Source organism: Megasphaera geminata F0357 (assembly GCF_000239275.1).
Lineage (GTDB): Bacteria > Bacillota > Negativicutes > Veillonellales > Megasphaeraceae > Megasphaera > Megasphaera geminata.
Genome location: NZ_JH417584.1, coordinates 11,927 through 38,041, shown reverse-complemented (window position 1 = coordinate 38,041; position 26,115 = coordinate 11,927). Strand labels below are relative to the sequence as shown.

Sequence of the window (26,115 nt, the reverse complement as noted above, 5' to 3'; positions counted from 1 at the left end):
AACCTGCTCGTGTTACGTTCACTTACCAAGTTTTATGCTTTACCGGGCCTGCGCCTGGCTTTTGCGGCGGCGGCCGAAACTGTGGTTGCGCGGATGGAAGCGCATAAGGATTGTTGGAACGTCAATATTTTGGCACAGCTTGCCGGTGCGGCGGCTTTGAGAGACAACGAATATGCGCGGGCATCCATTGCACTTATCAAGAGGGAAGCCGCTTTTTTAAAGCGGCATTTGAGTGCGATAAACGGGGTGAGGATCTTCGGCGGTACGGTCAATTTCATCCTGATAAAACTGGAGCGCATGTACGGTTCTGCGACAGCTTGCGTAAGTTTTCTTGAACAGGAAGGCATTTTACTTCGTAACTGCAGTAATTATGAAGGTCTTAACGACCGATTCTTACGTATTGCGGTGAAAGACAGAAAAACTAATGAAATCGTTATAAAAATGATAAAAAAATATTTTAATAATGACAAAATTAGATAGGTTAAACGTTTTTTAGATTAAAAATAGATATGATTAAAAAAAAAGGGTTAAGATGATGAATAAAAAATAGTATTATGATATAATGTCACCAATATTAAAGTATTTTTCTGCGCAACGGAGAACTTTGCAGACTTGTGCTTTTCTAGGTAAAGTCGTACCTTTACTGCCCGGTAAAGACGACCATTCTTTGGAACGGAGCGTGATTTACAATGAATGAGAATCAAAAAGACAGTAAACGATTTATTGCAGTCGGCCTCATGTTGTTTGCCCTCTTTTTCGGAGCGGGGAATCTTATTTTCCCGGCGGCAATGGGACAGCATGCAGGCGCAAATGTATGGTGGTCCGTTTTGGGCTTCATCGTTACCGGTGTCGGACTGCCTCTTGCCGGTGTCCTGGCCATCGGCTATTCGGGCTGTGAGAATTTGCAGGAACTGGCTGGCCGCGTTACCCCGAAATTCGGTCTCTTTTTTACGGTATTATCGTATTTGACAATCGGACCGTTTTTCGCTACGCCGCGTACGGGCAGCGTTTCTTATGAAATTGCCGTTCGTCCCTTCCTACATGACGGTGGATCCGACCTTCATATGACGATCTTCCTTGTTATCTTTTTTGTTATTTCTTATTGGCTTTCCGCAACCCCGTCGAAGCTTGTCGACCGTATCGGCAAAATCCTGACTCCCTGTCTCCTAGTTACTATATTGGCACTTATTGCAAAATCTTTCATTACGCCGCTAGGTGTTCCTCTTGCCGCCGACCCTCAGTACGGTACCACTACTTTGGCTATGGTCCAGGGTATCCTTGACGGTTACAACACCATGGATGCTATAGCATCCCTTGTATTCGCCATTCTGGTTGTTGAGTTCGTAAGAGAAGCGGGCGCAACTACGCCGAGCGAAGTTACGCGTGACGTATTTAAAGCAGGCGTTGTAGCGGTCGGCTGTTTGGCATTTGTCTATATCTTTATCGCTAAAATCGGTGCTGACAGCGTTACCGCCATTGGTATGCAGGATACAGGCGCACCCGTGCTTTCTCTCAGCGCAAAAATCCTTTTCGGTGAAGTAGGGGCAATGCTCCTGGCGGTTATTGTGTTACTTGCCTGCCTTTCCACCAGTATCGGATTAATTACGTCTTGTGCGACATATTTTCAGCAACTTATCGGCGGGATGGGGTATAAGGCGTATGCGGCCGTTTTTTCGATTATTTCCTTCTGTGTCGCTATGTTCGGGTTAAAGACGATTATCAGTGCGGCTATTCCCGTACTGATGTTTATCTACCCGATTGTTGTCGCCTTGGTTATACTTACTTTCCTCCACAAATTTTTCGGCGGACGTCAGTGCGTATATGCATGGACAATCGGGCTGACTATTATCCCGGCCGTCGTTACAGGGTTGCAGACCGCTAAATTTTCATTGGGAAGCATTGACGTATTTTTCAATAATACAGTGCCTTTGCACGATCTCGGCATGAGCTGGCTTTGCTTTGCCGTGGCAGGTTTCATTATCGGTCTTATTTGGAAGACGGCAGTAAGTTCTAAAACTGAAGCTTAGTCCGCCATTATCAGTTGAATAACGAAACCTCCTTCCCGTCAGGATGGAGGTTTCGTTGTTTTATATAGTAAAACGATTTAAAAGGAGTTGGTTAAGGTGGATATTCTGCAACGTAAGCCATATCAGGATTTGATCCGACATACACAGGATAAGAAGTTGAACAGAGTACTCGGGGCATTTGACATTACTATCATGGGTTTAGGAATTATAATAGGTACTGGTATTTTTGTTCTCACCGGTATCGGTGCAGCCAAATATGCTGGCCCCGGGTTGATGGTATCCTTTATTCTGGCAGCCGTTACCTGTGCTTTTGTCTGCTTGACGTATTCCGAACTGGCCACTTTTTTGCCTGTATCGGGCAGCTCGTATACATATGCATATGCGTCACTCGGTGAATATTTCGGCTGGTGGGTAGGCTGGAGCCTTATTCTTGAATATTCTGTAGGTGCCAGTGCCGTGGCGGGCGGGTGGTCCGCTTACTTTGTAGGTATCCTCCATTCCTGCGGCATTGAATTGCCCAAAGCCTTGACGGCCGTGCCCGCCGACGGCGGCATCATCAATTTACCTGCTTTCGCTATCGTCCTTCTGGCGACGCTTTGTCTTATCCTCGGTGTTCGTGAAGGCGCAAGGGTAAACAGAGCGCTTGTTGTAGTAAAGATTGTTACTATTTTTGCGTTTCTCTTTTTTGCGGGGCCGCATATTGATCCCCTGAACTGGCAACCCTTTTTGCCTTACGGCTGGGACGGCGTTGTTGCCGGTACGGCAGTCCTTTTCTTTGCGTACCTGGGTTTTGACGCCCTCTCTACGGCGGCTGAAGAAACAAAAAATCCGACGCACGACATGCCTGTCGGCATTATTTCCGCGCTGGCGATTTGTACGGTTTTGTATATTGCCGTCTGCGCGGCTATGACCGGCGTCGTTCCGTACGAACAGCTCGATACGGCGGCTCCCGCATCGTATGTTCTTGAATACATCGGGATGCGTGCGGGCTCGGCTCTTATCGGCACGGGGGCGCTCTGCGGTTTGTCCACCGTTGTGCTGAATATGCTTTTTGCCCAGAGCAGGGCTCTGTATTCGATGAGCCGTGACGGTCTTATTCCCAACAGCCTTTATAAGGTACACGAGAAATACCGTACGCCTTACAGAATCCAAATTATCATCGGTATCATTGTTTCCCTCGTGGCAGGCTTTACACCCATTCATATTGTGGCGGAGGCATGCAGTGCCGGTACGATTTTCGCCTTTCTCTGCTCCTGTGTGGGGATTATCGTGTTGCGTAAAATCTATCCCCGCATTCCGCGTGGGTTCTGCTGCCCGGCAGTATATGTCATTGCGCCTTTAGGCTTTATCTTCTGCGCGTTTATCTTTGCACACCTTTCGATCCATACGCTGGAACTTTTCGTAGGCTGGTCCGTTGTCGGTACCGTTATTTATGCCATTTATGGATATAAACACAGTACTTTGCGGCATGGCGAACCGGAAAGTCATGAATAACATCGTTTGAAACGTTATCAAATGGGAAAACCGGTGCCAATCGTTTGTGGCCCCGGTTTTTTTGAAAAAAAGTATACTGTGTTTGCGTCCTTACACAGATTAAGATAAGATGAATTGAAACATGATCCTCATAAACTGATGATATGTAATAAAAGAACGGGTATTTCCATATGCTCGGGGGAATATTTTGAAATCACCCGATTGCAGGGGTGGGCGGCGGCAATTCGAAAAAAACGGAATTGTCGGAAAAAAGGAAGCTCCCTGCAGGATATTGCGGCTATATGAAAAACGTATATTGATATAACACGGCAGAAGATTGCTTTTTTATCGTTTTTCTGTGATACTATGAGATACAAAAATATATAAGGAGATGTACCTTGCGTTATCTCAAACAGCCGATTTCTTATCGTACACTGCTTGCATTTGCCGTCCCGATGATTATTTCGCAACTTTTTATGAATATGAACTTTATTATCGACGGTATCTTTGTTGCACATGCTATCGGAACAAACGGTATTTCGGCAGTTAATATTGTATTTCCTTTAATTTTGCTGACGATTTCACTGGCACGATGCTTGGCACGGGAGGGAGTGCGCTTGTTGCTGCACAGTTGGGTGCGGAGAAGCATCGGTGTGCCCTGCAGAATTTCTCGCTTCTTGTCGCTGTCTGTGTTGTACTCAGTACATTACTTGCCGTTTTGGGACTGCTTTTTTTCATCCTCTTCTATACGGCCTTGGTGCGGATGACGTGCTTTACCCGTTTTGTGCGGCATATGCAGTCCCGCTTTTTCTGGCGACTCCGTTCACCATGGCAGGCCTTATTCTTGATATCTTCCTTGTTACGGCGGGGCAGCCGCGGCTTGCGCTGCTTTCTTCGCTCATCGGCGGGATCGTGAACATCGTTCTGGACTATGTTACTCTTTTCGTATTTGAATGGGGGCTTTCGGGAGCGGCAGTTGCTACGGGGATCGGCTACTCTGTTTCCGCTTTTGTCGGTATTTGGTATTTCACTACGCAACAGCACAGGATACTTCGCCTCACCCGGCCTGCCTGGCGTCCGCGTGCCGTTCTCATGGCAATGGGAAACGGTGCCAGTGAAATGGTGACTCAGCTTTCCATGAGCGTTGTTATCATCGTAATAAATAATACGATGATGCGTCTTGCCGGAGCGGAGGGTGTTGCCGCTATTTCCATCACGCAATATATGGCGGAGTTGTTTGCCGCCGTATATCTCGGTTATGCGGAGGGGGTTGCGGCATTGACGAGCTTCTGCTATGGGCGTAAGGATATGGCGGAGCTGCGCGGAATTTTTCGCCGCAGCCTCAAGCTGATCGGCGCTTTTGCCCTGTTTACGACGGCACTCAGCATCCTTATTGCCGTACCCGTTACGAGTGTTTTTGTCCCTGCAGGTTCACGGGTGTATGAACTGGCTGTATACGGCTTCCGCATTTATGCCGCAGGTTTTCTCTTTGTCGGGTTTAAGACTTACGGATCGTCCTTCTTTACGGCTCTCGGCGACGGACGCACATCCGCGCTGCTCTCGTTCTGCCACACTATGCTCTTTCTGCTCGGCTTTCTTTATATCCTGCCGCGCATTTTCGGTGTTGACGGCGTTTTTATGGCGACGCCCGCCGCAGATTTCTGCGGTGCCTGCATGGCGTTCGTGTTTTTTTGGCAGAAACGCAAGGTTTATCAGTACGGATAATCAGGTAAAATAGAATCTCATGAAGAGAGTATTTATGAGAAAATTATGTTTATAGAAGGCCCTTGTACTCTGTAAAGGGCCGGTTGCAGCAATTTATACTGCGGTTAAGTCTTGTTGGAACAGATTAAGTTACCGTAACAGGCTCATTTATAATTTTATCCTGTATATAATAAGGAGTTATCATGCAGTTTTATACTTATTCTTTTGTAGAGGGGCAATCGCATATTGATCATATGTTGCAGTACGTTCTCATTGCCTTGGTGTTAATTGCTTGGCTGATTGTCGGCGGCAAATATATGTGTAATCGTTTTCAGACGAAGTACAGAGATTTAAGTGTTATCCTTTTCCTTACAGGTGTATTTCTTTTAGGCGCCAATTGGCAGGAATATTCGCAAACCAGGCAGTCAACGGAAGATATGTCGCGGATGACCGCTTTTCTCGGTAACTTCGCCTATAATATGGATGTGCCTAAAGAAAGCTTGCTTGTTAATTCGTTACGTTTAAAAAACAGTATGATCGTAAAAACGGGGGATAGAGATTATTTTTCAGTAGATTTTACGGATAATCAGACAGCTTATAAGGTTACGCGTATTTATATGATTGACGTCAATATCAAAGTTAATGATAAATAGGAGGCTTCAATGCTTGTACATTATATAATATTCGCCAAGTTGGGCTTAGGCCTTTTGGTCATTATTTTTCAGATAAATATTATGGGCAAAGGAAATCTTGCTCCCGCATCGGCTTTGGATCAAGTGCAAAATTATGTTCTCGGCGGCATTATCGGCGGTGTTATATATAACGATGCTGTCGGTATCCTGCAATTCCTCCTGATTCTCATCGCCTGGACTATTTTGGTGATGTTGCTGAAATACGCTAAGGGAAACAGTAATTTTATAAAGCGTTTGATTGACGGTGACCCGCAGGTCGTCATTAACCACGGGAAAATCCTTACTGATGAATGTATGCGTTCGGGACTGAATGCACATGACCTTCATCTGAAACTGCGCATGGCCGATATATGGCATATTGAAGAGGTTTATAAAGCCGTATTAGAGCAGAACGGGCAGCTGACGATCATGAAGTATGACGATCTGGATAACCGTTATCCCGTCATTGCTGACGGGCTCGTCAATGATGACGCTCTTGAGCTTATTCATAAGGATAAAGCATGGCTCCGGGAAAAAACGGCGGCACAAGGATATAAAATAGAAAATATTTATTTGGCTGAATATGATAAGGAAAATGTAATTCTTTATCCTTATTCGCAGAGCGGTAAATAAACAGGGCTGTAGCAGAATGAGATGTTACCGTGTTCTGTTACGGCTCCTGTTCAATATAGAATAGACCAAGACATTGAGCTCACAGGAATTCATGCTATCTTGGTCTGTTTCTTTTTTTTGATGTACTTAACAACAAGCCCCTGTGACTGTGTGAATTTTTAAGGTTCTATAATAAATGTTGGGAGGACATATCATGCTGACTACTGCAGTCTTTTTTTTGCAAAGCAAAAGCATATGAGGCTCGCATATTTTACCATAAGAGTGGCTAATTCCTGGAGAAAGGAGCCGATCTCATATGCCTACTGCTAATTATGTAGATCCTTTCTTTCTTAAAAACTTCTTTATATCGTTTTACTTCATGGAAAGAACAGATAACCAATGTTTTCTTATTTTCCCTTTTGCGCCCGTATCCTGTTGTTAAGTAAAAAAAGGCATCGATCGCTACCGTGATTGATGCCGGGAAAGACTTGCCGGGTAGCCACACCCCGACATTTGCAAAAGAGCTCAAATATAATCCAATGTCCGTTATTTTAGTTTAAAAGGGCTGTTATGTTACAGTCTTTTTATGGATTATTTAACCGTATTCGAGAGTGTGCCGATAGGGGGGATCGAAATTTCCACGATATCGCCGCTCTTTAAGTATTTTGGCGGATTGAAGCCGATACCGACACCGGCAGGCGTACCGGTTGCGATGATGTCTCCCGCAAGTAAGGTTGAGCCCTTGGAAAGTTCGGTAATAAGGCGGGGAACGGAAAAAATGAATTCACCGGTGTTACCGTCCTGGCGGATTTCACCGTTTACTTTGGTCACGATATCAAATGTAGCCGGCGCGGCGTCGCGAAGCAGTATGCACGGCCCGATCGGGCAGAATGTATCAAGGCTCTTGCCGTGGAACCATTGTTTGTGATTGCGTTGCAGGTCCCGCGCGGTTACGTCATTTAAAATGGTGAAGCCGTAAACATAGTCCATAGCTTCGCTTTCGGAGATATCGGCACCCGACTTGCCGAGAATAACGGCCAGTTCGCCTTCATAATCTACTTCGGAGGTGACCCGTTCATGCAGGTTTATGGTGTCCTCCGGCCTTATTACCGACGTTGCCGCTTTCGTAAAGAAAATAGGATAGTCGGGAGCTTCCGCCTCAGTCGTTTTATCGAATTCGATGATGTGTTCACCGTAGTTCTTGCCGACACAAAGAATGTTGCGCGTCCTGTTGCGGAGCGGTGTCAGTATATGTACGGTATGCAGCGGGTTTGCCGGAACGGCGCCGGTTTTTTCATTTGCTTCAAGACTGTCTGCCAAGGCAAGAAGCCCTTCCGTTCCCTGATTGATGAATTCTTCCAACGTTTCCGGCAAGGGTGTGAAGAACGCTTCTTCCAGGGAGACGGCGCTGTATACGCCGGCGCCGTCCTCAGAAATAACACCCCACTGTTCAAAACCGGCATCTTCAAAGGTGACTAATTTTTTTATTTCCATGATATCAACTCCTGACTCTCATAATATTTTAATTATAGCACAGGATATTCCGAAAAAAGCGGCGGTTTTCGTGCCTACTGGTAGGAGCGCGTTATTTATGATACAATCAAATCACTAATTGTGAGAAGGAGACTCCTTATGGACCGGGAAAATACAAAAAATTTTATTGAAGCCGTTATTGATAAGGATAATGAAACCGGCAAGTACGGAAAACGTGTACACACCCGTTTTCCGCCGGAACCGAACGGGTATCTTCATCTGGGACATGCCAAGTCGATTTGCCTCAATTTCGGCATCGGTAAAAAGTATAACGGTCTTACAAACCTGCGTTTCGACGATACGAATCCGTCGAAGGAAGACGTCGAATATGTTGAGTCCATCAAGCGTGACGTTGCGTGGCTGGGCTTTTCCTGGGAAGATCGTCTCTATTTTGCATCGGATTATTTCGATCTTTTTTATAATCAGGCTGTAAAGCTCATTAAAAAAGGGAAAGCCTATGTAGATGACTTAACAGGTGATGAAATTCGCTCTTACCGGGGTAATTTTAATGAACCCGGCAAAGACAGTCCGTATCGCAGTCGCTCCGTGGAAGAAAACTTACGGCTTTTTGAAGAGATGAAGGCCGGCAAGTACGGCGACGGGGAAAAGGTCCTGCGTGCAAAAATAGATATGGCCAGTCCCAATATAAATATGCGGGATCCCGTCCTGTATCGGATTATTCATGCGTCTCACCATCGTACGGGCGATAGGTGGTGCATTTACCCCGTCTATGATTTCGCCCATCCCTTGGAAGATGCAATTGAACGAATCACACACTCTATTTGCACACTTGAATTTGAAGATCACAGGCCTCTTTACAATTGGGTTGTTGATGAATGGGATGATCCGGAAGGTCAGACGCCTCAGCAGATCGAATTCGCACGGTTGAATGTGGCGAATATGGTCATGAGCAAGCGGAAACTGCGGCTTCTTGTCGAAAAAGGGGTTGTCAGCGGCTGGGATGATCCCCGCATGCCGACCATTGCCGGTATTCGCCGTCGCGGCTATACGCCTGAAGCCGTTCGCGACTTCTGTGACCGCATCGGTGTGGCTAAGGCGGACAGTACGGTCGATCCGGCATTTCTCGAATACTGCATTCGTGAAGATTTAAAGTTGAAAGCGCCGCGCTACATGGCTGTACTTGATCCGATCAAAGTTGTCTTGACGAATTATCCCGCAGATCGGACGGAAGTCATCCGTGCGGACAATAACCGGGAAAATGAAGCAATGGGCATGCGCGACATGACTTTCAGCAACGAGATTTATATTGAACGGGGCGATTTTATGGAAGAACCGGTAAAGAAATTCTTCCGCCTTGCGCCCGGCAGAGAAGTGCGGCTGAAATATGCCTATATCATTACATGTGATGAAGTTGTCAAAGACGCCGCCGGCAGGATTACAGAACTTCGTTGTTCCTGCGATCTTGAAAGTAAAAGCGGCAGCGGCGCTAATGCGACCCGTAAAGTCAAGGGGACGCTGCATTGGGTCAACGCGAAAGATGCGGTAGATCTGGAGTGCCGCCTCTATGATTCCTTATTGAGGCCGGAAGGGGACGACGATAATGCCGATTTTCTCAGCCGGCTGAATCCCGACAGCCTCGTTGTTACGCAGGGAAAAGGTGAGGCGGGGCTGGCCGGCTTTAAAGCGGGAGACAGGTTCCAGTTTTTGCGGCAGGGCTATTTTGTCATTGATAAAGACACGACGGCAAAGAAACTCGTTGTCAACCGTATCGTCGGCTTGCGTGATACGTGGGCCAAAGTGCAGAAAAAAGGGTGAGACCGGTTTGAAAGGAATGCCTTTCTCTACGATGGAGGGCATTCTTTTTATATTGATGTACCGCTTTATTACCTGTATAATGAAAAAAGTGTTAATGACAGGAGGAAATTTGATGAAAGCGGCAGGCAGTAAGGGTGCACTATTCTTAATTTTATTTCTCGTTGCGGGCGGCATTTTGGGCGGCATTATCGGTGATGTCTTGTCGAGCCTTAATATAGTCAGTATTATGCCGGCTTTAACGAAACATTACGAAATTTTTAATATTCAAAATGTCCGGCTTAATTTGTATATTCTGGAATTGTCATTCGGAATTCATTTTGCCCCGAATCTTCTCAGCATTATCGGTATTTTAGGAGCCGTCTTTATTTACAGACGCGTGTAGGAGGATCCTATGCTGATTTTGGCATCAAATTCGCCGCGGCGCAAAGAATTGCTGGCGCAAATAGGCGTAGCGTGTGAAGTCATTCCCGGTACGTATGCCGAAGACGTACCAGGGCGTGATAATCCCGAGAAGTTTGTTGATATACAGGCTGCCGGCAAGGCGGCCTCCGTTGCCCTCCGTTACCCGGATCACTGGGTTCTCGGTGCCGATACGGTAGTTGCGGCGGACGGAAAGATTTTAGGAAAGCCCCGTCATGAGGCGGAAGCGGTGCGCATGCTTGCCGGGCTTTCCGGCAGGAGCCATGCTGTCTATACGGGAGTTGCGCTGCAGAAGGGGGACGTCGTTTACAGGCATGTAGAGAAGACGATCGTCACCTTTCGGACTCTCGGAGAAGAGGAAATAAGTGCCTATGTAGCGTCGGGAGAGCCCATGGATAAGGCCGGCGCTTACGGTATTCAGGGTAAAGGCGCAGTATTTGTGGAAAGAATTGACGGCGATTATGCCAATGTCGTCGGCCTGCCCTTATGCGCCGTGTATCGTCTGATGCGTAACGCGGGTATTGCCGTATGACGACAGCCGTACGCCATATGGCTTCATGCGAAAAGCCGCGCGAAAAGTTTTTGGCCGCAGGGCCTCAGGGAGTGACGGATCAGGATTTACTGGCCATTCTCCTGCGGACGGGAACAAAAGGGGAATCTGTTTTGGATGTGGCACGCATATTTCTGCAGACATTGCCGGAAGAAAATGTGTATTATCTCGGCGAAACGGATGTGCATGCCTTGTGCGGCCTGCGCGGTATCGGCACGGATAAAGCCGTGACCGTATGTGCCGCCGTTGAATTGGGAAGACGGATAGCGCGGCAGCGGGTTAAAAAGAATGCTCCCGATTTCAGCAGCCCCGAAACGATTGCCTCTTATGTGATGGAAGATATGCGCTGCCTCAGACAGGAAAAATTTTCCGCTATGTACTTATCGTCAAAGAATAAACTCATTGCCATCCGTGATTTAACTGTAGGTACAATTAACGCAAGCTTTGCCAAATCAAGGGAAGTGTTCCGCTATGCGCTGGAATACAATGCGGCGGCCATTGTGCTTATGCACAATCACCCTTCGGGCGATCCCGAGCCTTCAAAGGATGATATCAGGGTTACACGCTACATTGCCGAAGCGGGGCGGATAATGGAAATACCCGTCCTGGATCACATTATCATCGGTGACGGTATATATGTCAGTCTTTGTAAGCGAGGGTATATTTAGACAGTTGTCAGGGATTTTCCGGCCTGCGGGATTAACGGCGACGGCCTTTTGGCGGACTGCCGTTATAAAGGCTTTCCTTGACTGGGGAAAGTGACTTATCGTATAATGATTAGGCAGGGTTTACAGGCCTTGCCTACCGGGCCTATAGCTCAGCGGTAGAGCCACCGGCTCATAACCGGTTGGTCCTTGGTTCGAACCCAAGTAGGCCCACCAGAAAGTGCGCAAAGCTATTTCGCGATCTTGCGAAATAGCTTTTTTTGTAAAAATGCAATGAAGTGAGGAGAAATGATGAAACTATCTGAACGGCTTCGGACAATCGCTTCTCTCGTGCCGAAAGGGGCGACGGTGGCCGATATCGGTACGGATCACGCTTATCTTCCCGTCTGGCTTTGTGAAAAGGGCATTTGCCCGTTTGCCGTTGCCAGCGATGTGATGGCGGGACCGCTTGCGTCCGCGCGGACCCACGTTGCCCGGGCCGGCCTGAACGGACGGATCGATTGCCGCCTTGCCGACGGCCTGCAAGGTCTTGACGGCGGGGAAACGACGGGTGCGCTGATATGCGGTATGGGCGGTAAGCGTATAATCCATATCCTCGAATCGTCTCCCGCCGTGCGGGACAGTTTGCAGTTTATCATTTTACAGCCGCAGAGTGACAGTGCCGCGCTGCGGGAATATGTTGTCCGGCAGGGCTTTTATATAGAAGAGGAACGGCTTGTCAAGGAAGACGGACGGCTCTATCAGATTATGAAAATTTGTAAGGGGAAACGGGAAGTCATGGAAAAGTGGCAGCTTGAAACGGGGCCGCGGAACTGGGAAAAAAAGGACCCTCTTTTAATAGAGCTGATCGAGGACGTTATACGGAAAAAGACCGAAATCTATAAAGGTCTCATGCATAGCCGGACGGGAGAAGCGGAGCTTACGGACCGGCTGGCAAAAGAGCTTAAAGAATGGGAGGAACGAAAATGGCAGTGCACTTTAAAGAGATAATTGCGGAAATGGAACGGGTAGCGCCTCTCGGCTTGAAAGAAGCGTGGGATAATCCTGGGCTTCTCGTAGGGGAACCGGACAAAGACATTGCTTCCGTCTTACTGACTCTTGATGTGACGGCGGAAAATGTCGCCTATGCTGTTGATAACGGGTTTGATGCCATTATCAGCCATCATCCCGTCATTTTTTCGGGGCTTAAGGCGTTGCGGACGGATACATATGACGGCCGCATGTTCGCCTCGCTGCTTTCCCATGGACTGAGCGTTTACTGCGCCCATACCAATCTGGATAGTGCCGTTGGCGGCGTCAATGATGTCCTGGCTCATATTTTGGAACTTGAAGATGTCCGCCCTCTCGGCGCGGAGGGCACATCGGCCGCCATGGGGCGTGTAGGCGTATTCCGCGAAGCGATGAAAGCGGCGGAGGCCTTGGTGTTTGTGAAAAATAAACTGAATCGTCCCGTCCTGGCATATGGCGGCGCCGTTACTGAAGCGGCGATCAGAAAAGTGGCCTTATGCGGCGGCGCCGGCACTTCATTCATGGCGGAGGCTGCAGCGGCCGGCGCGGATATGTTCGTTACCGGTGATATGAAATATCACGATGCGCAGGAAGCCGAAAAAGAAGGCATACTTTTAGTTGACGGCGGCCATTACGGCACGGAATTTCCCGTGGTATTCGAATTGCAGCGCATTCTCTCCGCAGCAGGCGGAGAAAAAAATTGGCATGTTGACTTTATTGTAGATTCGACGAGTAAGGACTTTATATCTTATATATAAGGAGAGCGGCATATGACAAAAGAAGAACATGTACGTCGTTTAGCGGAAGATCCTGTTTATGTTATTATGGGAGAAGAGTTTTCTCTCGGACGTAAGAACAGGGAAGTCGCAAAGGAACTGCTGGATGCAGGCGTGAAGATTATTCAATACAGGGAAAAACATAAAACATGGCGTGAAAAATATGGGGAAGCCAAAGAGATTGCGGCTATGTGCGAAGAATACGGCGCTACGTTTATTATGAATGATTCCGCCGATATTGCCGTGGCCTGCGGTGCCGACGGGATTCATGTCGGGCAGGACGATGCGCCTGTACCGCTTGTGCGCGCTCTTGCCGGCGAGGACATTTTTATCGGACTGTCAACGAATACGATTGCCGAAATGAAAGGCGCTCTGGCCGACGGTGCCGATTATGTCGGCTTCGGTCCTATGTATCCGTCCGCATCTAAAGCGGATGCCGGTAAGGTCGTAAGCCCGGAGGAAAAAGCGTTTGCCCTTCATTTTGCCTTGCCCGTTGTTACGATCGGCGGCATTGGCAGAGATAATATAGGCGAGCTCTATAAAGAAGGATTTCGCTCTTTTGCCATGATCAGCGCTGTCGTTTCGCAGCCCGATATAGCCGCGGCAGTTGCGGAGCTTCGCTGCGCCTGCCGCTGAAGCGCCTTGACGGGGACCGGCCTATGGCGTATGATTGTACACGATGAGTATGAAAGGTAATCGCCAGTACGGCAGTATTGGAGGAAAGTCCGAGCTCCGCAGGGCAGGATGCCGGATAACGTCCGGCGAAGGCGACTTCAGGGACAGTGCCACAGAAATGTGTACCGCCACGCAAGTGGTAAGGGTGGAACGGTGCGGTAAGAGCGCACCAGCGATAAGGTAACTTATCGGCTAGGTAAACCCCATCCGGAGCAAGACCGAATAGGGAAGGGATGAAGCGGCCCGCTGATCTTCCGGGTTGTGTCGCTCGAACAGGCCGGTAACGGTCTGTCTAGATAGATGATTACCGCTGCGCAGGCAGAACAAAACTCGGCTTAATGATTACTCATCCTTTGTAAAAAGAAACGGTAAGAGGTCTGCCTCCTACCGTTTTTTAGTATAGTTATTTCCGCAGTTCTTTCCTGACCGTATCGACGGCAATGCCGAGCGCTCTTAACTGTGACGTCTTTTTGTACTGGTGCTGTTTCATGCGGAAGAGGATATCCGTCAAGGCCGCTACGGCTTTAACGATATGCGGCCCTTTGTTGAGCATGACACATTCGGCCCGGGCGCTCATGGCGGCATCCGTAATTTCGGCCCGTGTCGGCATGCCCGTTTTTACCATCGTTTCCAATACCTGTGTAGCCCAAATTACCGGGATATGGGCGGCTTCACAGATCCAGAGGATTTCCTCCTGCAGTTCTGAAAGTCTGTGATACCCCGCTTCAACAGCTAAATCGCCGCGGGCAATCATAACTCCGAAAGGTTGTTTGGACGCAGCCTGCATTATAATTTCCGGCAGGTTTTTCGCACTGTCTTTCGTTTCAACTTTACCGATAATGGCAAGAGAAGAGGCTTTTTTGCCGAGCCGCTTTTGCAGCTCGTATTGCAGCAGCTTGATGTCATCCGCGTTGCGAACGAAAGAATAGCCGACAGAATCGGCATATTTGATTATAAAATCCAGATCGGACAGGTCTTTGTCCGTAAGCGGCGTTATATCCAAGTACGTATTGGGGAAGTTAAGGCTCTTATTATTCTTTATGCGGAACCCTTTTTCTTTTGTCGCCGTAACCGTCAGATAGGCGCCTTGTTCCGTAAGCTTCGAGACGATAGCCGAAACCTTGCCGTCATCGATGAGGACGGGATCTCCTTTTTTCAAAGAGGAGAAGACGACGGGAATACTGCAGGTAAGGACCGGATTCCCTTTTATGTCTGCAGGATAGTCGCTGATGTTGTTTTTGGCGAGAAAAAACGTGTCCCCGTTCATCAACCTGTCCGTATCGCCTGTGAAAAGAACTTGTGAGATACGAATTTTGGGCCCCGCCAAATCCATATAAACACGGCAATTTCGGTTAGTTTCCTTTTTAGCCCGTTTCAGGTTATCGAGCATGGCGAACCAAACGACTTGATTATCATGGGCGCAATTGATACGGACCGTATCGGTTCCGTTAAGCAGCAGATCGCGGACCAGCGCATAGTCCGCTGCCGCTTCGGTAGGCAGCGTAACCATAATATGGGTGTAATGCGCCGCTTGATTGCCGAATATGAGTCCTGTGTTGTGTGCTAAAAGCCGGTTGCCGTGAAAGAACCATTTTGATGTCGGATAATCTATCAGTTTATCATCTTTGCCGCACAAACGCCCTAACGTGGCCATGACGGCGTCCAGATTCGCCATTGTCCGCGCCTCACTGCGGCCCAGCGAAGACAGGCCGAAAGGCAGGAGCTGTTCTTGCAGCGGCCGCAAATCATGACAGCGAACGGCAAGATAGTAGGCCAGGTTAAGCGCGCTGAAGCGGAAGGGACGCCGCTCAATCCGAGGCAGCCATTTTGAAAATATTGCCTCGCCGTCATGCATTACTTCTTTGCGGAGAGCATAAAGCGTATCATATAAATTGTTAATTTCCTCAGGTATGCCTTTCATTGAAATTCCTCCTTTGTAAACGGGCAGTTGCGGCCAAGAGGTATTCCGGATATATGGAGTATATTCATGCGGGTATGCTATTATTATACAATATACAGTGAGTGAAATAAATAACAAATTCACGGAAAATATTTATACTATCCCGACGGCATATAATTTCTCCGGAGTATATATGTGTATGGAGTGCAGTCATAAAGACAAAGCCGAGCGGCGGAATATCGTGTTTCGGCGAAGTGTCCGGAGAGAAAACAGCATAAATCCGCGGTTTTAAGGCGGCCTTCTCTTTACTTTTGAAGAGGGGCATGCTATTATGCTTCTAGCAGTATCTTGCTGTAGGATAGTGTGCGCGGAGCACTGAAAAACACAGTAATATCGTAAAGCGAGGGAATCAAGTTGGCATTGATCGTTAAGAAGTTCGGCGGCAGTTCTGTCGCTACGCCCGATAAAATGCGTACTGTTGTACGGCGTGTCCTGCAGGGCATGCAGGAAGATGATAAAGTCGTTCTTGTCGTTTCCGCTATGGGCGATACGACGGATGAACTTGTATCATTGGCACGGCAAGTCACGTCCAAGCCGTACGGACGGGAAATGGACATGCTGCTTTCGACGGGTGAACAGATTTCCATTGCCCTGATGGCAATGGCCTTTAAGGAAGCCGGCCACAAAGCCGTGTCCTTTACAGGCGCTCAGGCCGGTATCGTTACGAGTAATGCCTTTAATAAGGGCCGCATTTTGGAAATTAATGCGGATCGCGTTACAGAAGCACTGGATGAAGGAAATATTGTCATTGTGGCAGGCTTCCAGGGGATGACCGATGACGGGGACATAACGACTCTCGGCCGCGGCGGCTCCGATACGACGGCGGTTGCCGTCGCCGGCGCCGTCAATGCGGATGCATGCGAAATATATACGGATGTAGACGGTATTTATACATCGGATCCCCGCGTCGTTCCGAATGCCCGCAAGATGGAAGAAATTACGTACGTGGAAATGCTGGAAATGGCGAAGCTCGGCGCCGGCGTCATGCAGCCGCGTGCCGTTGAAATGGGCAGCCGTTTTAATGTGCCTATTCACGTACGCTCGACTTTTTCCGAAGCGGCCGGTACGATGATACAGGAGGATTATTCCATGGAAGTTAAGCAGTATTTGATCCGCGGTGTGGCGGAAGATAAAAATGTTGCCAAGGTGACGATTCTGGGCGTTCCCAATAAACCGGGACATGCGTATCGTATTTTCTCCGGACTGGCGGATCGTAATATTGACGTTGATATGATCGTGCAGAGTGTCCGTTATGCCAATGAAGGCGTGACGGATATTACCTTTACCGTCAGTCGTGACGATGCTGCGCTCGTACGGGATGTCCTTACCGCTATGCAGGGCGATATGAATATTGAAGACGTACTTATCGACCAGAATATGGGGAAAGTTTCCGTTGTCGGTGCGGGTATGGCCGGTCATCCCGGTATTGCGGCCAGCATGTTCGGCCTCATGGCATAACGGCATTAATATTGAAATCATTTCCACGTCCGAAATCAGCATTACCTGCCTTATTGCGGAAGAGCATGTTGATAACGCCGTCCGTTCCATTCATGATCATTTCTTTGATGAAGGATAGGAGTTTTCATGTCTGTACTCGATAATTTTACGGAGGAAATATTACAAAGTGAATTGCCGAAGACGGTTCTTCTTGACAAGATGATCCGCGGCCTGGATACGGAAAAACCGCCCCGTTTTGAGGTACCGGCGAAAAAGTTTACCTTTGAATCCAATTTGCACGGATTTCTGTACGATTATCAGGCAAAGACGGTAACCGTGTCTTACAGGGTGACTCAAAATATGTATCCCGATATGACCGTATCGTTCAGGACATTCCGTGTCCTTTTGGAGGGGCTGGCCGTGTGTATTCGCATGCAGAAATGGTAAATACAAGGTGATGACCTGTAACTGATGTTGCAGGTTGTTTTTGTATGGAGGAATATATGCTTGCAGGTATTGATATTGTTCAAATCAGCCGTATGGTTGAAGTCGTGGAGAAATCCGACGAACGGCTGGAGCGCCTTTTTTCACCTCGGGAAATTGCCTACTGCCGCAGCAAGGGAAGGAGCGCGGCGGCGTCTTTTGCCGGACATTACGCGGCTAAAGAGGCTTTTTTTAAAGCACTGGGGCAGGGCTTCCGCAAGGGGGCCTGGCGAGATGTGGAAGTATGCCATGATCAGTGGGGAGCGCCTTTTTTTAAGCTTTACGGGTATTATGCAAGTGAGGCGAAGGACCGGTCGTCCCGGCCGCCGGCGCTGTCAATTTCTCATGACGGAGATTATGCTGTGGCTCAAGTGATTTGGGAAAGTTAGGAGGAACGCATGTATACCTTGAAAAGTGCCGCTCAAATGCGACAAACAGACAACACGGCCATGTACGGAAAATACAGTATAGCGCCTGCCGTACTCATGGAAAATGCGGGCCGGGCGGTGGCTGAAAGAGGCGGGGCTTATGTCGGCGGCTGGGACGGTAAAGACGTACTCATCCTTTGCGGCAAAGGAAATAACGGCGGCGACGGTTTTGTTATCGCCCGGCACATCCTGGCGGCCGGCGGCCGCGTTTATGTATATTCTTTCGGTACGACGGCCGAGTATAGTGAAGAAAGCAAGGCTCATTTACATACGCTGCGTATGATGTGTGATAATCGTACTTGTACCTTGACGATGTATGAAGGCGAAAAAAATGACCGTCTTTTATATAAGCGCCTTGCTGCCTGCGATGTCCTTATTGACGCTCTGCTGGGCACCGGTTTCAGCGGTTCCCTGCGTGAGCCGCTGGCCCGCGTTGTCGCGGCTGTTAACGAACGGGCCGCTGCGGGCGGGTGTACAGTTATAGCCGTCGACATGCCGACCGGTGTTAATACTGATACCGGGGCGGTAAGCGATGATATAAAAAATGATACGTCATCGCCGCTCATGGCGGACCTTACCGTTACCTTCGGTTCCTATAAGCGGGGACAGTTTATTTATCCGGGGAAAGCGTGCATAGGCAAGCTTGAGCTGGACTCTATAGGATTACCGCCGGCCCTGTTGACGGAAAATGCGGAAGATAACGTATACCTTTTATGTGAGGCGGATATAACGGAGATAGTAACGCCGAGACGCGCTGACAGCCATAAAGGCACACATGGGACGATCGGTATTGTCACGGGCTGCGGCGATATGGTCGGTGCGACCCTCATGACCGCACACGGAGCTGTGCGCAGCGGTGCGGGCAAAGTGTTTTTACGCGTTCCCGGGGCTGCCGCGCCGTATTGCATCGGCAAAGAACCGGAAATTATGGTCCGCCCCGTAGGCGGGCGGGACAGACTGCATTTTTGCCGAGACGATGCGGCTGAAATTATCGCCGAAAGTAAGGACTGGTCAGTGTTGGTCATGGGACCGGGAATGGGGAAGGATAAAGAGCTGCCGGGTTTTATAGAAGCCGTTGCCGCAGAAACGACCTGTCCGCTTGTTCTTGATGCGGACGCGCTTAACGCCCTTCGGGGGAAAGAGGCGGATTTCTTTGCCCGTCATGGCGGACGGACTGTTATTACACCGCATCTGCTTGAATTTTCCCGTCTTAGCGGTCTTGCCACGGCCGAGATCAAAACAGATTTAATCGGTACGGTGATGAAGTTTGTTCGCGATTACGCCGTGACAGTTGTTTTAAAAGGAGCGCCTTCTCTCATCGCCTCCGCTAAAACCGGTAATATCTATGTCAACGAAACGGGTAATGCCGGAATGGCGGCAGGCGGTATGGGCGATGTATTGAGCGGTATTATTGCCGCCATGATTGCTCATGACGGTATCGGCAGCATCGCTGCGGCAGCCTGTGCGGCCGTTTATTTGCATGGCGCCGCAGGCGATTATTGTGCAGGCCGTATCGGCCCTTACGGTTTTACGCCCGATGAGGTTGCCGATGCCGTGCCTGAAGTGCTGGCGCTGTGGGACAAAAGACGGCCGCTTACCCTTTTGGAAAAACCGTATATTATATGATATAAAAGAAAATGTGCTTAAAAATACAGGAAACGATATTCTTCATGTTTTACTCATGACAAAGCAATGTGCTATAATGAAAAAACATTGTTTGGAGAAGGAGAGTGAAGGCATGAAAAAACTGTGGATCCTTCCGTTGTTGCTGCTTTGTCTTTTTCCTGTATTTCAAAGCCGGGCCGCGACGAAAGCTGAAATAAGTGCCGTCCGTATTGCGACACGAAATGACGCAGCTACACCTTTTGTACGAACTGTACTGGATGTAAATAAAAAAGTAACACCTGAAGTACTGATTGATAAAAACGGTAAATATGTTACTGTATCTTTGCCCGATACGACAGTGGCCGCCAATTTACAAACCAAGTATGAAGCCGATCCGAACGTCGTTTCCGAAGTCAGTCTGATTAAAAGACTGACTGATACGGAGGTTGTTTTTAAGGTGCCCCGCACGGTTACGGCAAACGATGTCAATGTCTTTACACTCGGTTCGAATGGAACTGTTGCCGGCCGTGTGGTCGTTGATATTAATGATAAATCCGGACAGGTCAGGCAGTGGCATAAGTGGAAGCACCTGAATGTAGGCGACAAGGGAATCGGCAAGACGGAACCCGTATCTAAACCGCAGACGTCCGATCCCGTTTACAGACGGCCCCTTACCAGGGGATTGAAAGGCAAGGTCATTTGTATTGATCCGGGGCACGGAGGGACCGATTCCGGTGCTGTCGGCGCGTTTTCCCAGGAAAAGAACATTACCTTTGCGATTGCCGGGAAAGTACAGTCTCTCCTGTCGGCACAAGGCGCAACGGCGGTGATGACGCGCACGTCCGATGTTGACGTATACGGCCCGCATGCCGGCGCCGTGGAAGAACTTCAGGCCCGTTGCAATGTCGGTAATATTGCTGCCGCCGATGTGTTCGTATCCATTCATATCGACTCCAGCAACAGTGCTCAGGCCGGCGGCGTCACAGCTTATTATGCGGGCGGTTCTGCGGAAGGACAGCGGTTAGCCGCATCCCTGCATGCCGAAAACATGAAGGTTACAAATTTTGATGACCGCGGTGTGCGGACGGCTAATTTCTATGTTTTGAATCATACGACTATGCCGGCGGCACTTTTGGAACTGGGCTTTATCTCCAATCCTGCAGAAGAAAAAATATTAAATACGGACAGTCAGCAGCAAAAGTTTGCTGAAAGTATTGTTGCGGGGTTACGTAAATATTTCAGGTGAAGTGAATAAACGGGGCGCGCTTTGTCGGTTTTCGTTGACAAGGAGCGCCTCATCGTGTAGAATACAATAGTCATAGCATACAGAGTGGCTGTGCATAAGCCGCATGAAGAGGTATACAAGTCCGCAAGGCGCCGTATTCAGCGAGTATAGTAATGAGGAGGTGTCACCGTGTACGCTATTATTAAAACCGGCGGCAAACAATATCGGGTCCGGGAAGGTGCGACGATTTTCGTTGAAAAACTGGAAAGTGAAGTTGATGCTGCCGTTGTATTTGATGAAGTTCTGGCGGTCGGCAGCGAAGGGAACCTGAAAATCGGTACCCCCGTTGTTGAAGGGGCGAAGGTTACGGGGAAAGTAATTGCCCAGGGCAAGGAAAAGAAGATCCTTGTTTTCAAGTACAAAGCTAAATCCAATTATCGTCGTCGTCAAGGCCATCGTCAACCGTTCACAAAAGTTGTTATCGAAAAGATTGAAGGGTAATGATACACATTGATATGAAACGGGACAAACATAAGCATTTTTGCGGTTTTACTGTATCCGGTCATGCGGGCTACAATGAAGCGGGAAATGATGTTGTCTGTTCTGCCGTGTCTGCCCTCGCACAGACCGCGTTGCTCGGTATGCTTCGTTACAGCGACGAAAATCAAGTGCTGTATGAGCAGAAAGATGGATTTCTATCCGCTCTTGCAGTGAACGGCAACGAAGCGATACGGGTCATATTGGGAACCATGGTCTTAGGTTTGGAACAAATAGCGCGGCAATATCCTGAATATGTCGAGCTTCACTTATAAGAATCGGGAGGTGAACGAAATGTTAAAATTCGATCTACAGCTCTTCGCCCATAAGAAGGGGATGGGCAGTACACGTAACGGTCGCGACAGCGAAGCCAAGCGTCTCGGCGTTAAGCTGCATGACGGCGTTGTCTGCAAGGCGGGCAATATCCTCGTTCGCCAGCGCGGCACGCACTTCCATCCCGGCACTAACGTAGGTATCGGTAAGGATGATACGTTGTTTGCCAAGGTTGCCGGTAAGGTTGCGTATGAACGTGCCGGTCGTTACAAACGTAAAGTAAGCGTATATCCTGTAGAAGCGTAAGGATAGGAATAACCCCTGCAGACTCGCGTCCGCAGGGGTTTTGTGTAGGGTTTCATAAAGTTTTGAAACTGTATTGGCAAACGGCAGACATTGTGATATACTGAACAAAGCATAAAATTCACGCGTCAGCTTATATGGGCATTATCCCGAGGGAAGTGTACCGGCTGATAGGGGAATTTACGTTATGCAAATACGACTTGTATCTCATAAAGAGAACGAGAACGGAGGACTGATTATGGAAAAAGCAACACAAATGCCTGTGCGGCGCAACTTTATGAATGTACGGCAATTAACGGTGGCGGGATTGCTGACGGCGGTAACCGTTTTTCTGGGACTTACCGGATACGGTTTCATACCGCTTGGATTCATGCGTGCCACTATTTTACACATACCGACGATTATTGCCGCGTTAACCGGCGGCAGACGGGTCGGCATGACGGTAGGTTTTATGTTCGGTGTTTTCTCGTTTATTCAGACCTTGCGTGCGCCTGCGGCGCTTATGCTTTTTGCCGTGCAGACGAATATTGTTTACGATGCGTTTATCTGTATCGTGCCGCGTGTCCTTTTGGGACTTGCAGCATATGAAGTATACAGATTTCTGACCGAAAAAGGTGTTTCTTTATATGTGCGGACTGCGGTGACGGCTGTAGCCGCAACTATTTTGCATACGCTTATGTTTCTCGGCTCCTATACCGCCCTTATCGGCGGAACTTATGCGGAAGCGAACGGAATTCCCTTTGCAAACGTCGTTAATATCATGATCGGTATTACTGTTGTCAACGGTATTCCTGAAGCCGTCGTTTCCGGTATCATCGTTACTCCCGTCATTACGGCGCTGCGTAAAGCGGGTATTATAATGAAATAAAAGAAGGGCTGTCCCCGGGCAGCCTTTCTTTTAAGTATCTGTCGCAGACGGCAGAGGGAGGTTTTCCGGATGGAAGTTTTCGTGAATGGGGAAAGACGCGAACTTCACGTATATGATCGCATTAATGAAGCTGATTATACGAAAAGCATCGTTTGTTCGGAAGAGCGTATCGATACGGACGAGCTGGGGCGTTTTTGTATGGAAGAAGAAGATTTTACGCGGTGGCAGCGGGATTTAGCCGTATTGCAGAATTCCGAAGATATGCGTTTTTTTCTGAAGGACCGGGTAGATTATCAGGAGCTGGATAATTATATTTACGAAGAAACGCGGTATATTACGAGTGCCGCCGCTGCTATTAAAGAGGAAAATATCAGTTTAAAACGATTGGAAAGAGCATTGTGTGAAAAAGACGCGGCGTGGCTGAGGGACAACGGGTTCATAAAAACGGAGATATAGAAAAAATCATAAACGTGTATAATGGGGGCTGCAGGCAAAATGAAGTAAATTTTTTATTTTGCTGCAGTCCTGTTTTTTTCATAAATACGATGACAGTAATGTTATTTTTATATGGATTCTTGCGACGTTTATGTAAAAGTGGTATGCTACATACGTGATTTTAGAGAGAGGGAGTTAGATTTGTGAAAAAAGTCTATACATGGCTGTTGGGTATTTGCCTAACCTTTTTCGTAGTGTTGGCGGGAGCCTTTTCGTATTGGTATTTTGCTTCCACCAACTATCATTTAACAGGCGTTCCGGTTCTGAATTATCATCAGGTTAACAACAAATTTCATACTGTTTTGACAATGAAACCCAAAAATTTTGAAGAACAGATTCAGTATCTCAGCGAAAGCGGGTATCATTCCATCACGCTGGAGCAATTTTCGCAATATATGAGCGGTGAAGGAGACCTGCCCGATAAGCCGGTCCTCATTACATTTGACGACGGCTATGAGGATAACTATGAATATGCCTATCCTATTTTGAAGAAATATAATATGATAGCGACGTTTTTCTTAATTACCGATTTCATCGGTCGCCCCGGATATCTCACTTGGGATCAAGTTAAAGAAATGGATGCGGCCGGTATGGAATTCGGCAGCCATACCCTCAGCCATCGGCCTCTTGACAGTTTTGATCGTGAAGGCGTACGGCATGAATTAGTGGGATCCAAAAAAGCTGTTGAGTGGCGGCTGGGAAAAAAATGTGAATTTATTGCTTTCCCGGAGGGAAAGTTTACCGATACCGTTTTGGAAGAAACGGAGAATGCAGGCTATAAATACGGTTTCACTGTTGATACGGGACGTGATTTTTCCTGGGATGACCCGTATGATCTTGACCGTATCCCGCTTTTTGAAGGGCCTATCAGCTTTGAACATTTTCGCTTTCGGTTAACCTTCAGCGCTTTCAGCGCTTTTTTATGGAAAAGCCATAAATTCTTTGATCATATGGAACTTACTAAACCCTTGGCCGAATGTATACCTGAACCTTAAAATCCCGCACAATCGTGCGGGATTTTTTGTATGATCGGGAGATAAAAGTGAGTTTTGTAAAAATTTTGTACTTTCGTAAGTGAAACGCACGAATTTGCGCGTCTCTTCGGTCCTTCAAATTCGGGGCGAAAATAATCATGCAGAGGAAGGCTGACAGATGCCGCCGCAGGAAAAACAGGTAAGGATAGCTTTTACAATTCTCAAAAAGATGAGATAGATAAATACAAAAGAGTAAAGGCAATTCTTGAAAAGATAACAGGCTCATCAGCTATCAAGACAAAGGACTGGCAAAAGGAAATACAGAGCCTTGAAGATGAAATTACAAAGCTAAATAAACAATCTCAATCTATCAAAGAAGAATATGAAAACATCAACCATATTAAATATGCAGTGAAAACTGTAAATGATGATTATGGTATCGATTTATCCATTGAGATTGACAAGGCAATCAAGAGAGGAAAAAAGCCGAGCGTGATTGCACAGATTAAGAAATATCAAGAGCAACAAGAAAAATACGACTAGAGAAAAGGCAAAGGACTATTACAGAAATGAGGAAAGGTAGTGATTTTTTGGAGAAATAGGGTATAATATAAGTGACAAAAGAGTGGTGTTTAGGAAATTTGCTGATTTGACATTTCTAAAAATATTTGTTATACTTTCAGTAAATAAAGAGGGTGTCCCACTACCGTTAAAGGTGGAGCATTAAAGAAGGTGTCTCACTACCTATATCCCAAAGGTGAAGCATTAAAGCGAGCAGAGAGGATAAAACCTCTCTGCTTTTTTAGGAAAAGGAAATGGCAGAAGCGATTCAATATGGATTTTATACTGTAAATCCTGATTACCTTGAATATCTAAATCAAATAGATTCAGAAGTTTATTACAACCCATCGTATAGAAATAGTATTAAACCATTTGTTGGAATTATTGTTGGGATAGAAAACTATAATTATTTTATTCCAATATCTTCTGCAAAGGAAAAACACAAAAGATGGAAAAATGTTTCTGATGAGCATTTTCTGATTTATGAAGTAATTGATAATAGCATTACTATAAATGGAGATATTTACAAATATTATTCTGATAAAGAAAAAATGCACATATTATCTATATTAGATATTAAGAAAATGATACCTGTACCTATCGGTTGTTATGAAAGAATTGAGTTTGATGAGCTTGAGGACATCAGATACAAAGATTTATTTGAAAAAGAATATGCTTTTTGCCTTAAGGTAAAAATAAAGATTTTGAACAAGGTTGAAAAGTTATACCAAAATCAAAAGGAAACAGGAATTGTTAGAAGAGCAAATTGTAATTTTTCAGAGTTAGAAAGAGCAATGCTGAATTGGAATTAAAAAACTAAATTATTTATGAATGATTAGAGAAGTGGAGTAATAATCTACTTCTTTTTTTTGCGAGTGAAAGGATTTATAAGTGTGATACAAGATGGTGGAAAGGTGTTTTTAGAGCATTAAAGCCAAAAGATGTATCAGATAAATAGACTTATTTAGAAAGAGTGTGAAGATATGGGTTACAAAAAAGACGAATAAATTTCTTAACTACCCTTGACAAAAGCTATCAGAAATAAACTGTTTTTCCACGCGGTGTAAGTGAAACGC

General features: G+C 47.2%; 26 protein-coding genes, 1 tRNA gene, 1 other RNA gene and 1 pseudogene. 27 read left to right on the top strand and 2 right to left on the bottom strand.

Annotation, left to right across the window (positions count from 1 at the left end):
• Nucleotides 1–9 precede the first annotated feature (9 nt).
• The 6 genes from HMPREF0080_RS11285 (at nt 10) to HMPREF0080_RS04020 (ending at nt 6,508) form a co-directional block, all read left to right on the top strand.
• Nucleotides 10–480: an aminotransferase class I/II-fold pyridoxal phosphate-dependent enzyme gene (locus tag HMPREF0080_RS11285; protein ID WP_006789968.1), complete on the top strand. Its 471-nt coding sequence runs from the start codon at nt 10–12 to the stop codon at nt 478–480.
• A 209-nt stretch (nt 481–689) separates the two neighbouring features.
• A complete protein-coding gene (gene brnQ / locus HMPREF0080_RS04040) occupies nt 690–2,027 on the top strand; it encodes a branched-chain amino acid transport system II carrier protein (RefSeq protein WP_006789967.1) in 1,338 nt (445 codons plus the stop codon).
• 96 nt (nt 2,028–2,123) lie between these two features.
• Nucleotides 2,124–3,521, top strand: coding sequence for an amino acid permease (locus HMPREF0080_RS04035; RefSeq protein WP_040347178.1), 1,398 nt, complete (start codon nt 2,124–2,126; stop codon nt 3,519–3,521).
• Between the two features lie 807 nt (nt 3,522–4,328).
• Entirely contained in the window at nt 4,329–5,225 is an 897-nt protein-coding gene (locus tag HMPREF0080_RS04030; RefSeq protein ID WP_006789963.1) for an MATE family efflux transporter, read from the top strand.
• A 182-nt stretch (nt 5,226–5,407) separates the two neighbouring features.
• Nucleotides 5,408–5,857, top strand: a complete 450-nt coding sequence (locus tag HMPREF0080_RS04025) for a DUF3290 domain-containing protein (protein WP_006789962.1) — start codon at nt 5,408–5,410, stop codon at nt 5,855–5,857.
• A gap of 9 nt (nt 5,858–5,866) precedes the next feature.
• Nucleotides 5,867–6,508 carry a DUF421 domain-containing protein gene (locus HMPREF0080_RS04020; protein WP_006789961.1) on the top strand — a complete coding sequence of 214 codons (642 nt, stop codon included), beginning with the start codon at nt 5,867–5,869 and terminating at the stop codon, nt 6,506–6,508.
• Between the two features lie 570 nt (nt 6,509–7,078).
• Here HMPREF0080_RS04020 and HMPREF0080_RS04015 read toward each other — a convergent pair.
• Entirely contained in the window at nt 7,079–7,981 is a 903-nt protein-coding gene (locus HMPREF0080_RS04015; protein WP_006789958.1) for a fumarylacetoacetate hydrolase family protein, read from the bottom strand.
• Nucleotides 7,982–8,119: 138 nt separating this feature from the next.
• Here HMPREF0080_RS04015 and HMPREF0080_RS04010 point away from each other — a divergent pair, with 138 nt between their 5' ends.
• From HMPREF0080_RS04010 to rnpB, 9 genes are all read left to right on the top strand, one after another.
• Nucleotides 8,120–9,796, top strand: coding sequence for a glutamine--tRNA ligase/YqeY domain fusion protein (locus HMPREF0080_RS04010; RefSeq protein ID WP_006789957.1), 1,677 nt, complete (start codon nt 8,120–8,122; stop codon nt 9,794–9,796).
• Nucleotides 9,797–9,908: 112 nt separating this feature from the next.
• Nucleotides 9,909–10,178 carry a DUF4321 domain-containing protein gene (locus tag HMPREF0080_RS09895; protein ID WP_040347175.1) on the top strand — a complete coding sequence of 90 codons (270 nt, stop codon included), beginning with the start codon at nt 9,909–9,911 and terminating at the stop codon, nt 10,176–10,178.
• Between the two features lie 9 nt (nt 10,179–10,187).
• Nucleotides 10,188–10,748 carry a Maf family protein gene (locus HMPREF0080_RS04000; RefSeq protein ID WP_006789955.1) on the top strand — a complete coding sequence of 187 codons (561 nt, stop codon included), beginning with the start codon at nt 10,188–10,190 and terminating at the stop codon, nt 10,746–10,748.
• The gene (gene radC, locus HMPREF0080_RS03995) at nt 10,745–11,434 is read left to right on the top strand and encodes a RadC family protein (protein ID WP_006789954.1); all 690 of its coding nucleotides are present in this window, start codon (nt 10,745–10,747) and stop codon (nt 11,432–11,434) included. Before HMPREF0080_RS04000 ends, radC begins: the two co-directional genes overlap by 4 nt.
• A 138-nt stretch (nt 11,435–11,572) precedes the next feature.
• A tRNA-Ile gene (locus tag HMPREF0080_RS03990) sits at nt 11,573–11,647 on the top strand.
• Between the two features lie 72 nt (nt 11,648–11,719).
• Nucleotides 11,720–12,421: a tRNA (adenine(22)-N(1))-methyltransferase gene (locus HMPREF0080_RS03985; RefSeq protein WP_006789953.1), complete on the top strand. Its 702-nt coding sequence runs from the start codon at nt 11,720–11,722 to the stop codon at nt 12,419–12,421.
• The gene (locus tag HMPREF0080_RS03980; RefSeq protein ID WP_006789952.1) at nt 12,397–13,197 is read left to right on the top strand and encodes a Nif3-like dinuclear metal center hexameric protein; all 801 of its coding nucleotides are present in this window, start codon (nt 12,397–12,399) and stop codon (nt 13,195–13,197) included. The genes HMPREF0080_RS03985 and HMPREF0080_RS03980 overlap by 25 nt, the downstream gene beginning before the upstream one ends.
• A 12-nt stretch (nt 13,198–13,209) precedes the next feature.
• Nucleotides 13,210–13,851 (top strand): thiamine phosphate synthase, encoded by a 642-nt coding sequence (thiE, locus tag HMPREF0080_RS03975; RefSeq protein WP_006789951.1) that lies wholly within the window; start codon nt 13,210–13,212, stop codon nt 13,849–13,851.
• 44 nt (nt 13,852–13,895) lie between these two features.
• Nucleotides 13,896–14,243, top strand: an RNA gene (gene rnpB / locus HMPREF0080_RS09105) — RNase P RNA component class A.
• 50 nt (nt 14,244–14,293) lie between these two features.
• Here rnpB and HMPREF0080_RS03970 read toward each other — a convergent pair.
• Nucleotides 14,294–15,811: a pyruvate kinase gene (locus HMPREF0080_RS03970; RefSeq protein ID WP_006789950.1), complete on the bottom strand. Its 1,518-nt coding sequence runs from the start codon at nt 15,809–15,811 to the stop codon at nt 14,294–14,296.
• A gap of 393 nt (nt 15,812–16,204) precedes the next feature.
• Between HMPREF0080_RS03970 and HMPREF0080_RS03960 the strand changes: the two are divergent.
• The 12 genes and pseudogenes from HMPREF0080_RS03960 to HMPREF0080_RS03900 all read left to right on the top strand — a co-directional run bounded on the left by HMPREF0080_RS03960 (nt 16,205) and on the right by HMPREF0080_RS03900 (nt 25,851).
• Nucleotides 16,205–17,426 (top strand): annotated as a pseudogene (locus HMPREF0080_RS03960) (aspartate kinase).
• 8 nt (nt 17,427–17,434) lie between these two features.
• On the top strand, nt 17,435–17,734 hold the full coding sequence (locus HMPREF0080_RS03955; protein ID WP_006789947.1) for a hypothetical protein: 300 nt from the start codon (nt 17,435–17,437) through the stop codon (nt 17,732–17,734).
• A gap of 56 nt (nt 17,735–17,790) precedes the next feature.
• Nucleotides 17,791–18,159 (top strand): holo-ACP synthase, encoded by a 369-nt coding sequence (gene acpS / locus HMPREF0080_RS03950; RefSeq protein WP_040347171.1) that lies wholly within the window; start codon nt 17,791–17,793, stop codon nt 18,157–18,159.
• A gap of 9 nt (nt 18,160–18,168) precedes the next feature.
• The gene (locus tag HMPREF0080_RS03945) at nt 18,169–19,824 is read left to right on the top strand and encodes a bifunctional ADP-dependent NAD(P)H-hydrate dehydratase/NAD(P)H-hydrate epimerase (protein ID WP_006789945.1); all 1,656 of its coding nucleotides are present in this window, start codon (nt 18,169–18,171) and stop codon (nt 19,822–19,824) included.
• Between the two features lie 112 nt (nt 19,825–19,936).
• Nucleotides 19,937–21,049 (top strand): N-acetylmuramoyl-L-alanine amidase family protein, encoded by a 1,113-nt coding sequence (locus tag HMPREF0080_RS03940; protein WP_040347194.1) that lies wholly within the window; start codon nt 19,937–19,939, stop codon nt 21,047–21,049.
• A gap of 168 nt (nt 21,050–21,217) precedes the next feature.
• Nucleotides 21,218–21,529: a 50S ribosomal protein L21 gene (rplU, locus tag HMPREF0080_RS03935; RefSeq protein WP_006789943.1), complete on the top strand. Its 312-nt coding sequence runs from the start codon at nt 21,218–21,220 to the stop codon at nt 21,527–21,529.
• Nucleotides 21,529–21,840 (top strand): ribosomal-processing cysteine protease Prp, encoded by a 312-nt coding sequence (locus tag HMPREF0080_RS03930; protein ID WP_006789942.1) that lies wholly within the window; start codon nt 21,529–21,531, stop codon nt 21,838–21,840. The genes rplU and HMPREF0080_RS03930 overlap by 1 nt, the downstream gene beginning before the upstream one ends.
• Before the next feature lie 19 nt (nt 21,841–21,859).
• Nucleotides 21,860–22,144: a 50S ribosomal protein L27 gene (gene rpmA, locus HMPREF0080_RS03925; RefSeq protein ID WP_040347167.1), complete on the top strand. Its 285-nt coding sequence runs from the start codon at nt 21,860–21,862 to the stop codon at nt 22,142–22,144.
• Between the two features lie 235 nt (nt 22,145–22,379).
• Complete coding sequence (locus tag HMPREF0080_RS03920) at nt 22,380–23,009, top strand: ECF transporter S component (protein ID WP_040347164.1); 630 nt, start codon at nt 22,380–22,382, stop codon at nt 23,007–23,009.
• A gap of 69 nt (nt 23,010–23,078) precedes the next feature.
• Entirely contained in the window at nt 23,079–23,465 is a 387-nt protein-coding gene (locus HMPREF0080_RS03915) for a hypothetical protein (protein WP_006789939.1), read from the top strand.
• A 182-nt stretch (nt 23,466–23,647) separates the two neighbouring features.
• A complete protein-coding gene (locus HMPREF0080_RS03910; protein WP_006789937.1) occupies nt 23,648–24,499 on the top strand; it encodes a polysaccharide deacetylase family protein in 852 nt (283 codons plus the stop codon).
• A 794-nt stretch (nt 24,500–25,293) separates the two neighbouring features.
• Complete coding sequence (locus tag HMPREF0080_RS03900; protein ID WP_006789935.1) at nt 25,294–25,851, top strand: type III toxin-antitoxin system ToxN/AbiQ family toxin; 558 nt, start codon at nt 25,294–25,296, stop codon at nt 25,849–25,851.
• Nucleotides 25,852–26,115 lie beyond the last annotated feature (264 nt).

Coding starts and splice junctions, on each gene's coding strand:
- HMPREF0080_RS04015 (WP_006789958.1), bottom strand. CDS start 7,981: ATGGAAATAAAAAAATTAGTCACCTTTGAAGATGCCGGTTTTGAACAG.
- HMPREF0080_RS03980 (WP_006789952.1), top strand. CDS start 12,397: ATGGCAGTGCACTTTAAAGAGATAATTGCGGAAATGGAACGGGTAGCG.
- HMPREF0080_RS03930 (WP_006789942.1), top strand. CDS start 21,529: ATGATACACATTGATATGAAACGGGACAAACATAAGCATTTTTGCGGT.
- HMPREF0080_RS03970 (WP_006789950.1), bottom strand. CDS start 15,811: ATGAAAGGCATACCTGAGGAAATTAACAATTTATATGATACGCTTTAT.
- brnQ (WP_006789967.1), top strand. CDS start 690: ATGAATGAGAATCAAAAAGACAGTAAACGATTTATTGCAGTCGGCCTC.
- HMPREF0080_RS03900 (WP_006789935.1), top strand. CDS start 25,294: ATGGCAGAAGCGATTCAATATGGATTTTATACTGTAAATCCTGATTAC.
- HMPREF0080_RS04030 (WP_006789963.1), top strand. CDS start 4,329: ATGGCAGGCCTTATTCTTGATATCTTCCTTGTTACGGCGGGGCAGCCG.
- HMPREF0080_RS04000 (WP_006789955.1), top strand. CDS start 10,188: ATGCTGATTTTGGCATCAAATTCGCCGCGGCGCAAAGAATTGCTGGCG.
- HMPREF0080_RS03955 (WP_006789947.1), top strand. CDS start 17,435: ATGTCTGTACTCGATAATTTTACGGAGGAAATATTACAAAGTGAATTG.
- rpmA (WP_040347167.1), top strand. CDS start 21,860: ATGTTAAAATTCGATCTACAGCTCTTCGCCCATAAGAAGGGGATGGGC.
- radC (WP_006789954.1), top strand. CDS start 10,745: ATGACGACAGCCGTACGCCATATGGCTTCATGCGAAAAGCCGCGCGAA.
- HMPREF0080_RS03920 (WP_040347164.1), top strand. CDS start 22,380: ATGGAAAAAGCAACACAAATGCCTGTGCGGCGCAACTTTATGAATGTA.
- HMPREF0080_RS03940 (WP_040347194.1), top strand. CDS start 19,937: ATGAAAAAACTGTGGATCCTTCCGTTGTTGCTGCTTTGTCTTTTTCCT.
- HMPREF0080_RS04010 (WP_006789957.1), top strand. CDS start 8,120: ATGGACCGGGAAAATACAAAAAATTTTATTGAAGCCGTTATTGATAAG.
- HMPREF0080_RS04025 (WP_006789962.1), top strand. CDS start 5,408: ATGCAGTTTTATACTTATTCTTTTGTAGAGGGGCAATCGCATATTGAT.
- HMPREF0080_RS09895 (WP_040347175.1), top strand. CDS start 9,909: ATGAAAGCGGCAGGCAGTAAGGGTGCACTATTCTTAATTTTATTTCTC.
- HMPREF0080_RS03915 (WP_006789939.1), top strand. CDS start 23,079: ATGGAAGTTTTCGTGAATGGGGAAAGACGCGAACTTCACGTATATGAT.
- acpS (WP_040347171.1), top strand. CDS start 17,791: ATGCTTGCAGGTATTGATATTGTTCAAATCAGCCGTATGGTTGAAGTC.
- thiE (WP_006789951.1), top strand. CDS start 13,210: ATGACAAAAGAAGAACATGTACGTCGTTTAGCGGAAGATCCTGTTTAT.
- HMPREF0080_RS03945 (WP_006789945.1), top strand. CDS start 18,169: ATGTATACCTTGAAAAGTGCCGCTCAAATGCGACAAACAGACAACACG.
- HMPREF0080_RS04020 (WP_006789961.1), top strand. CDS start 5,867: ATGCTTGTACATTATATAATATTCGCCAAGTTGGGCTTAGGCCTTTTG.
- HMPREF0080_RS03985 (WP_006789953.1), top strand. CDS start 11,720: ATGATGAAACTATCTGAACGGCTTCGGACAATCGCTTCTCTCGTGCCG.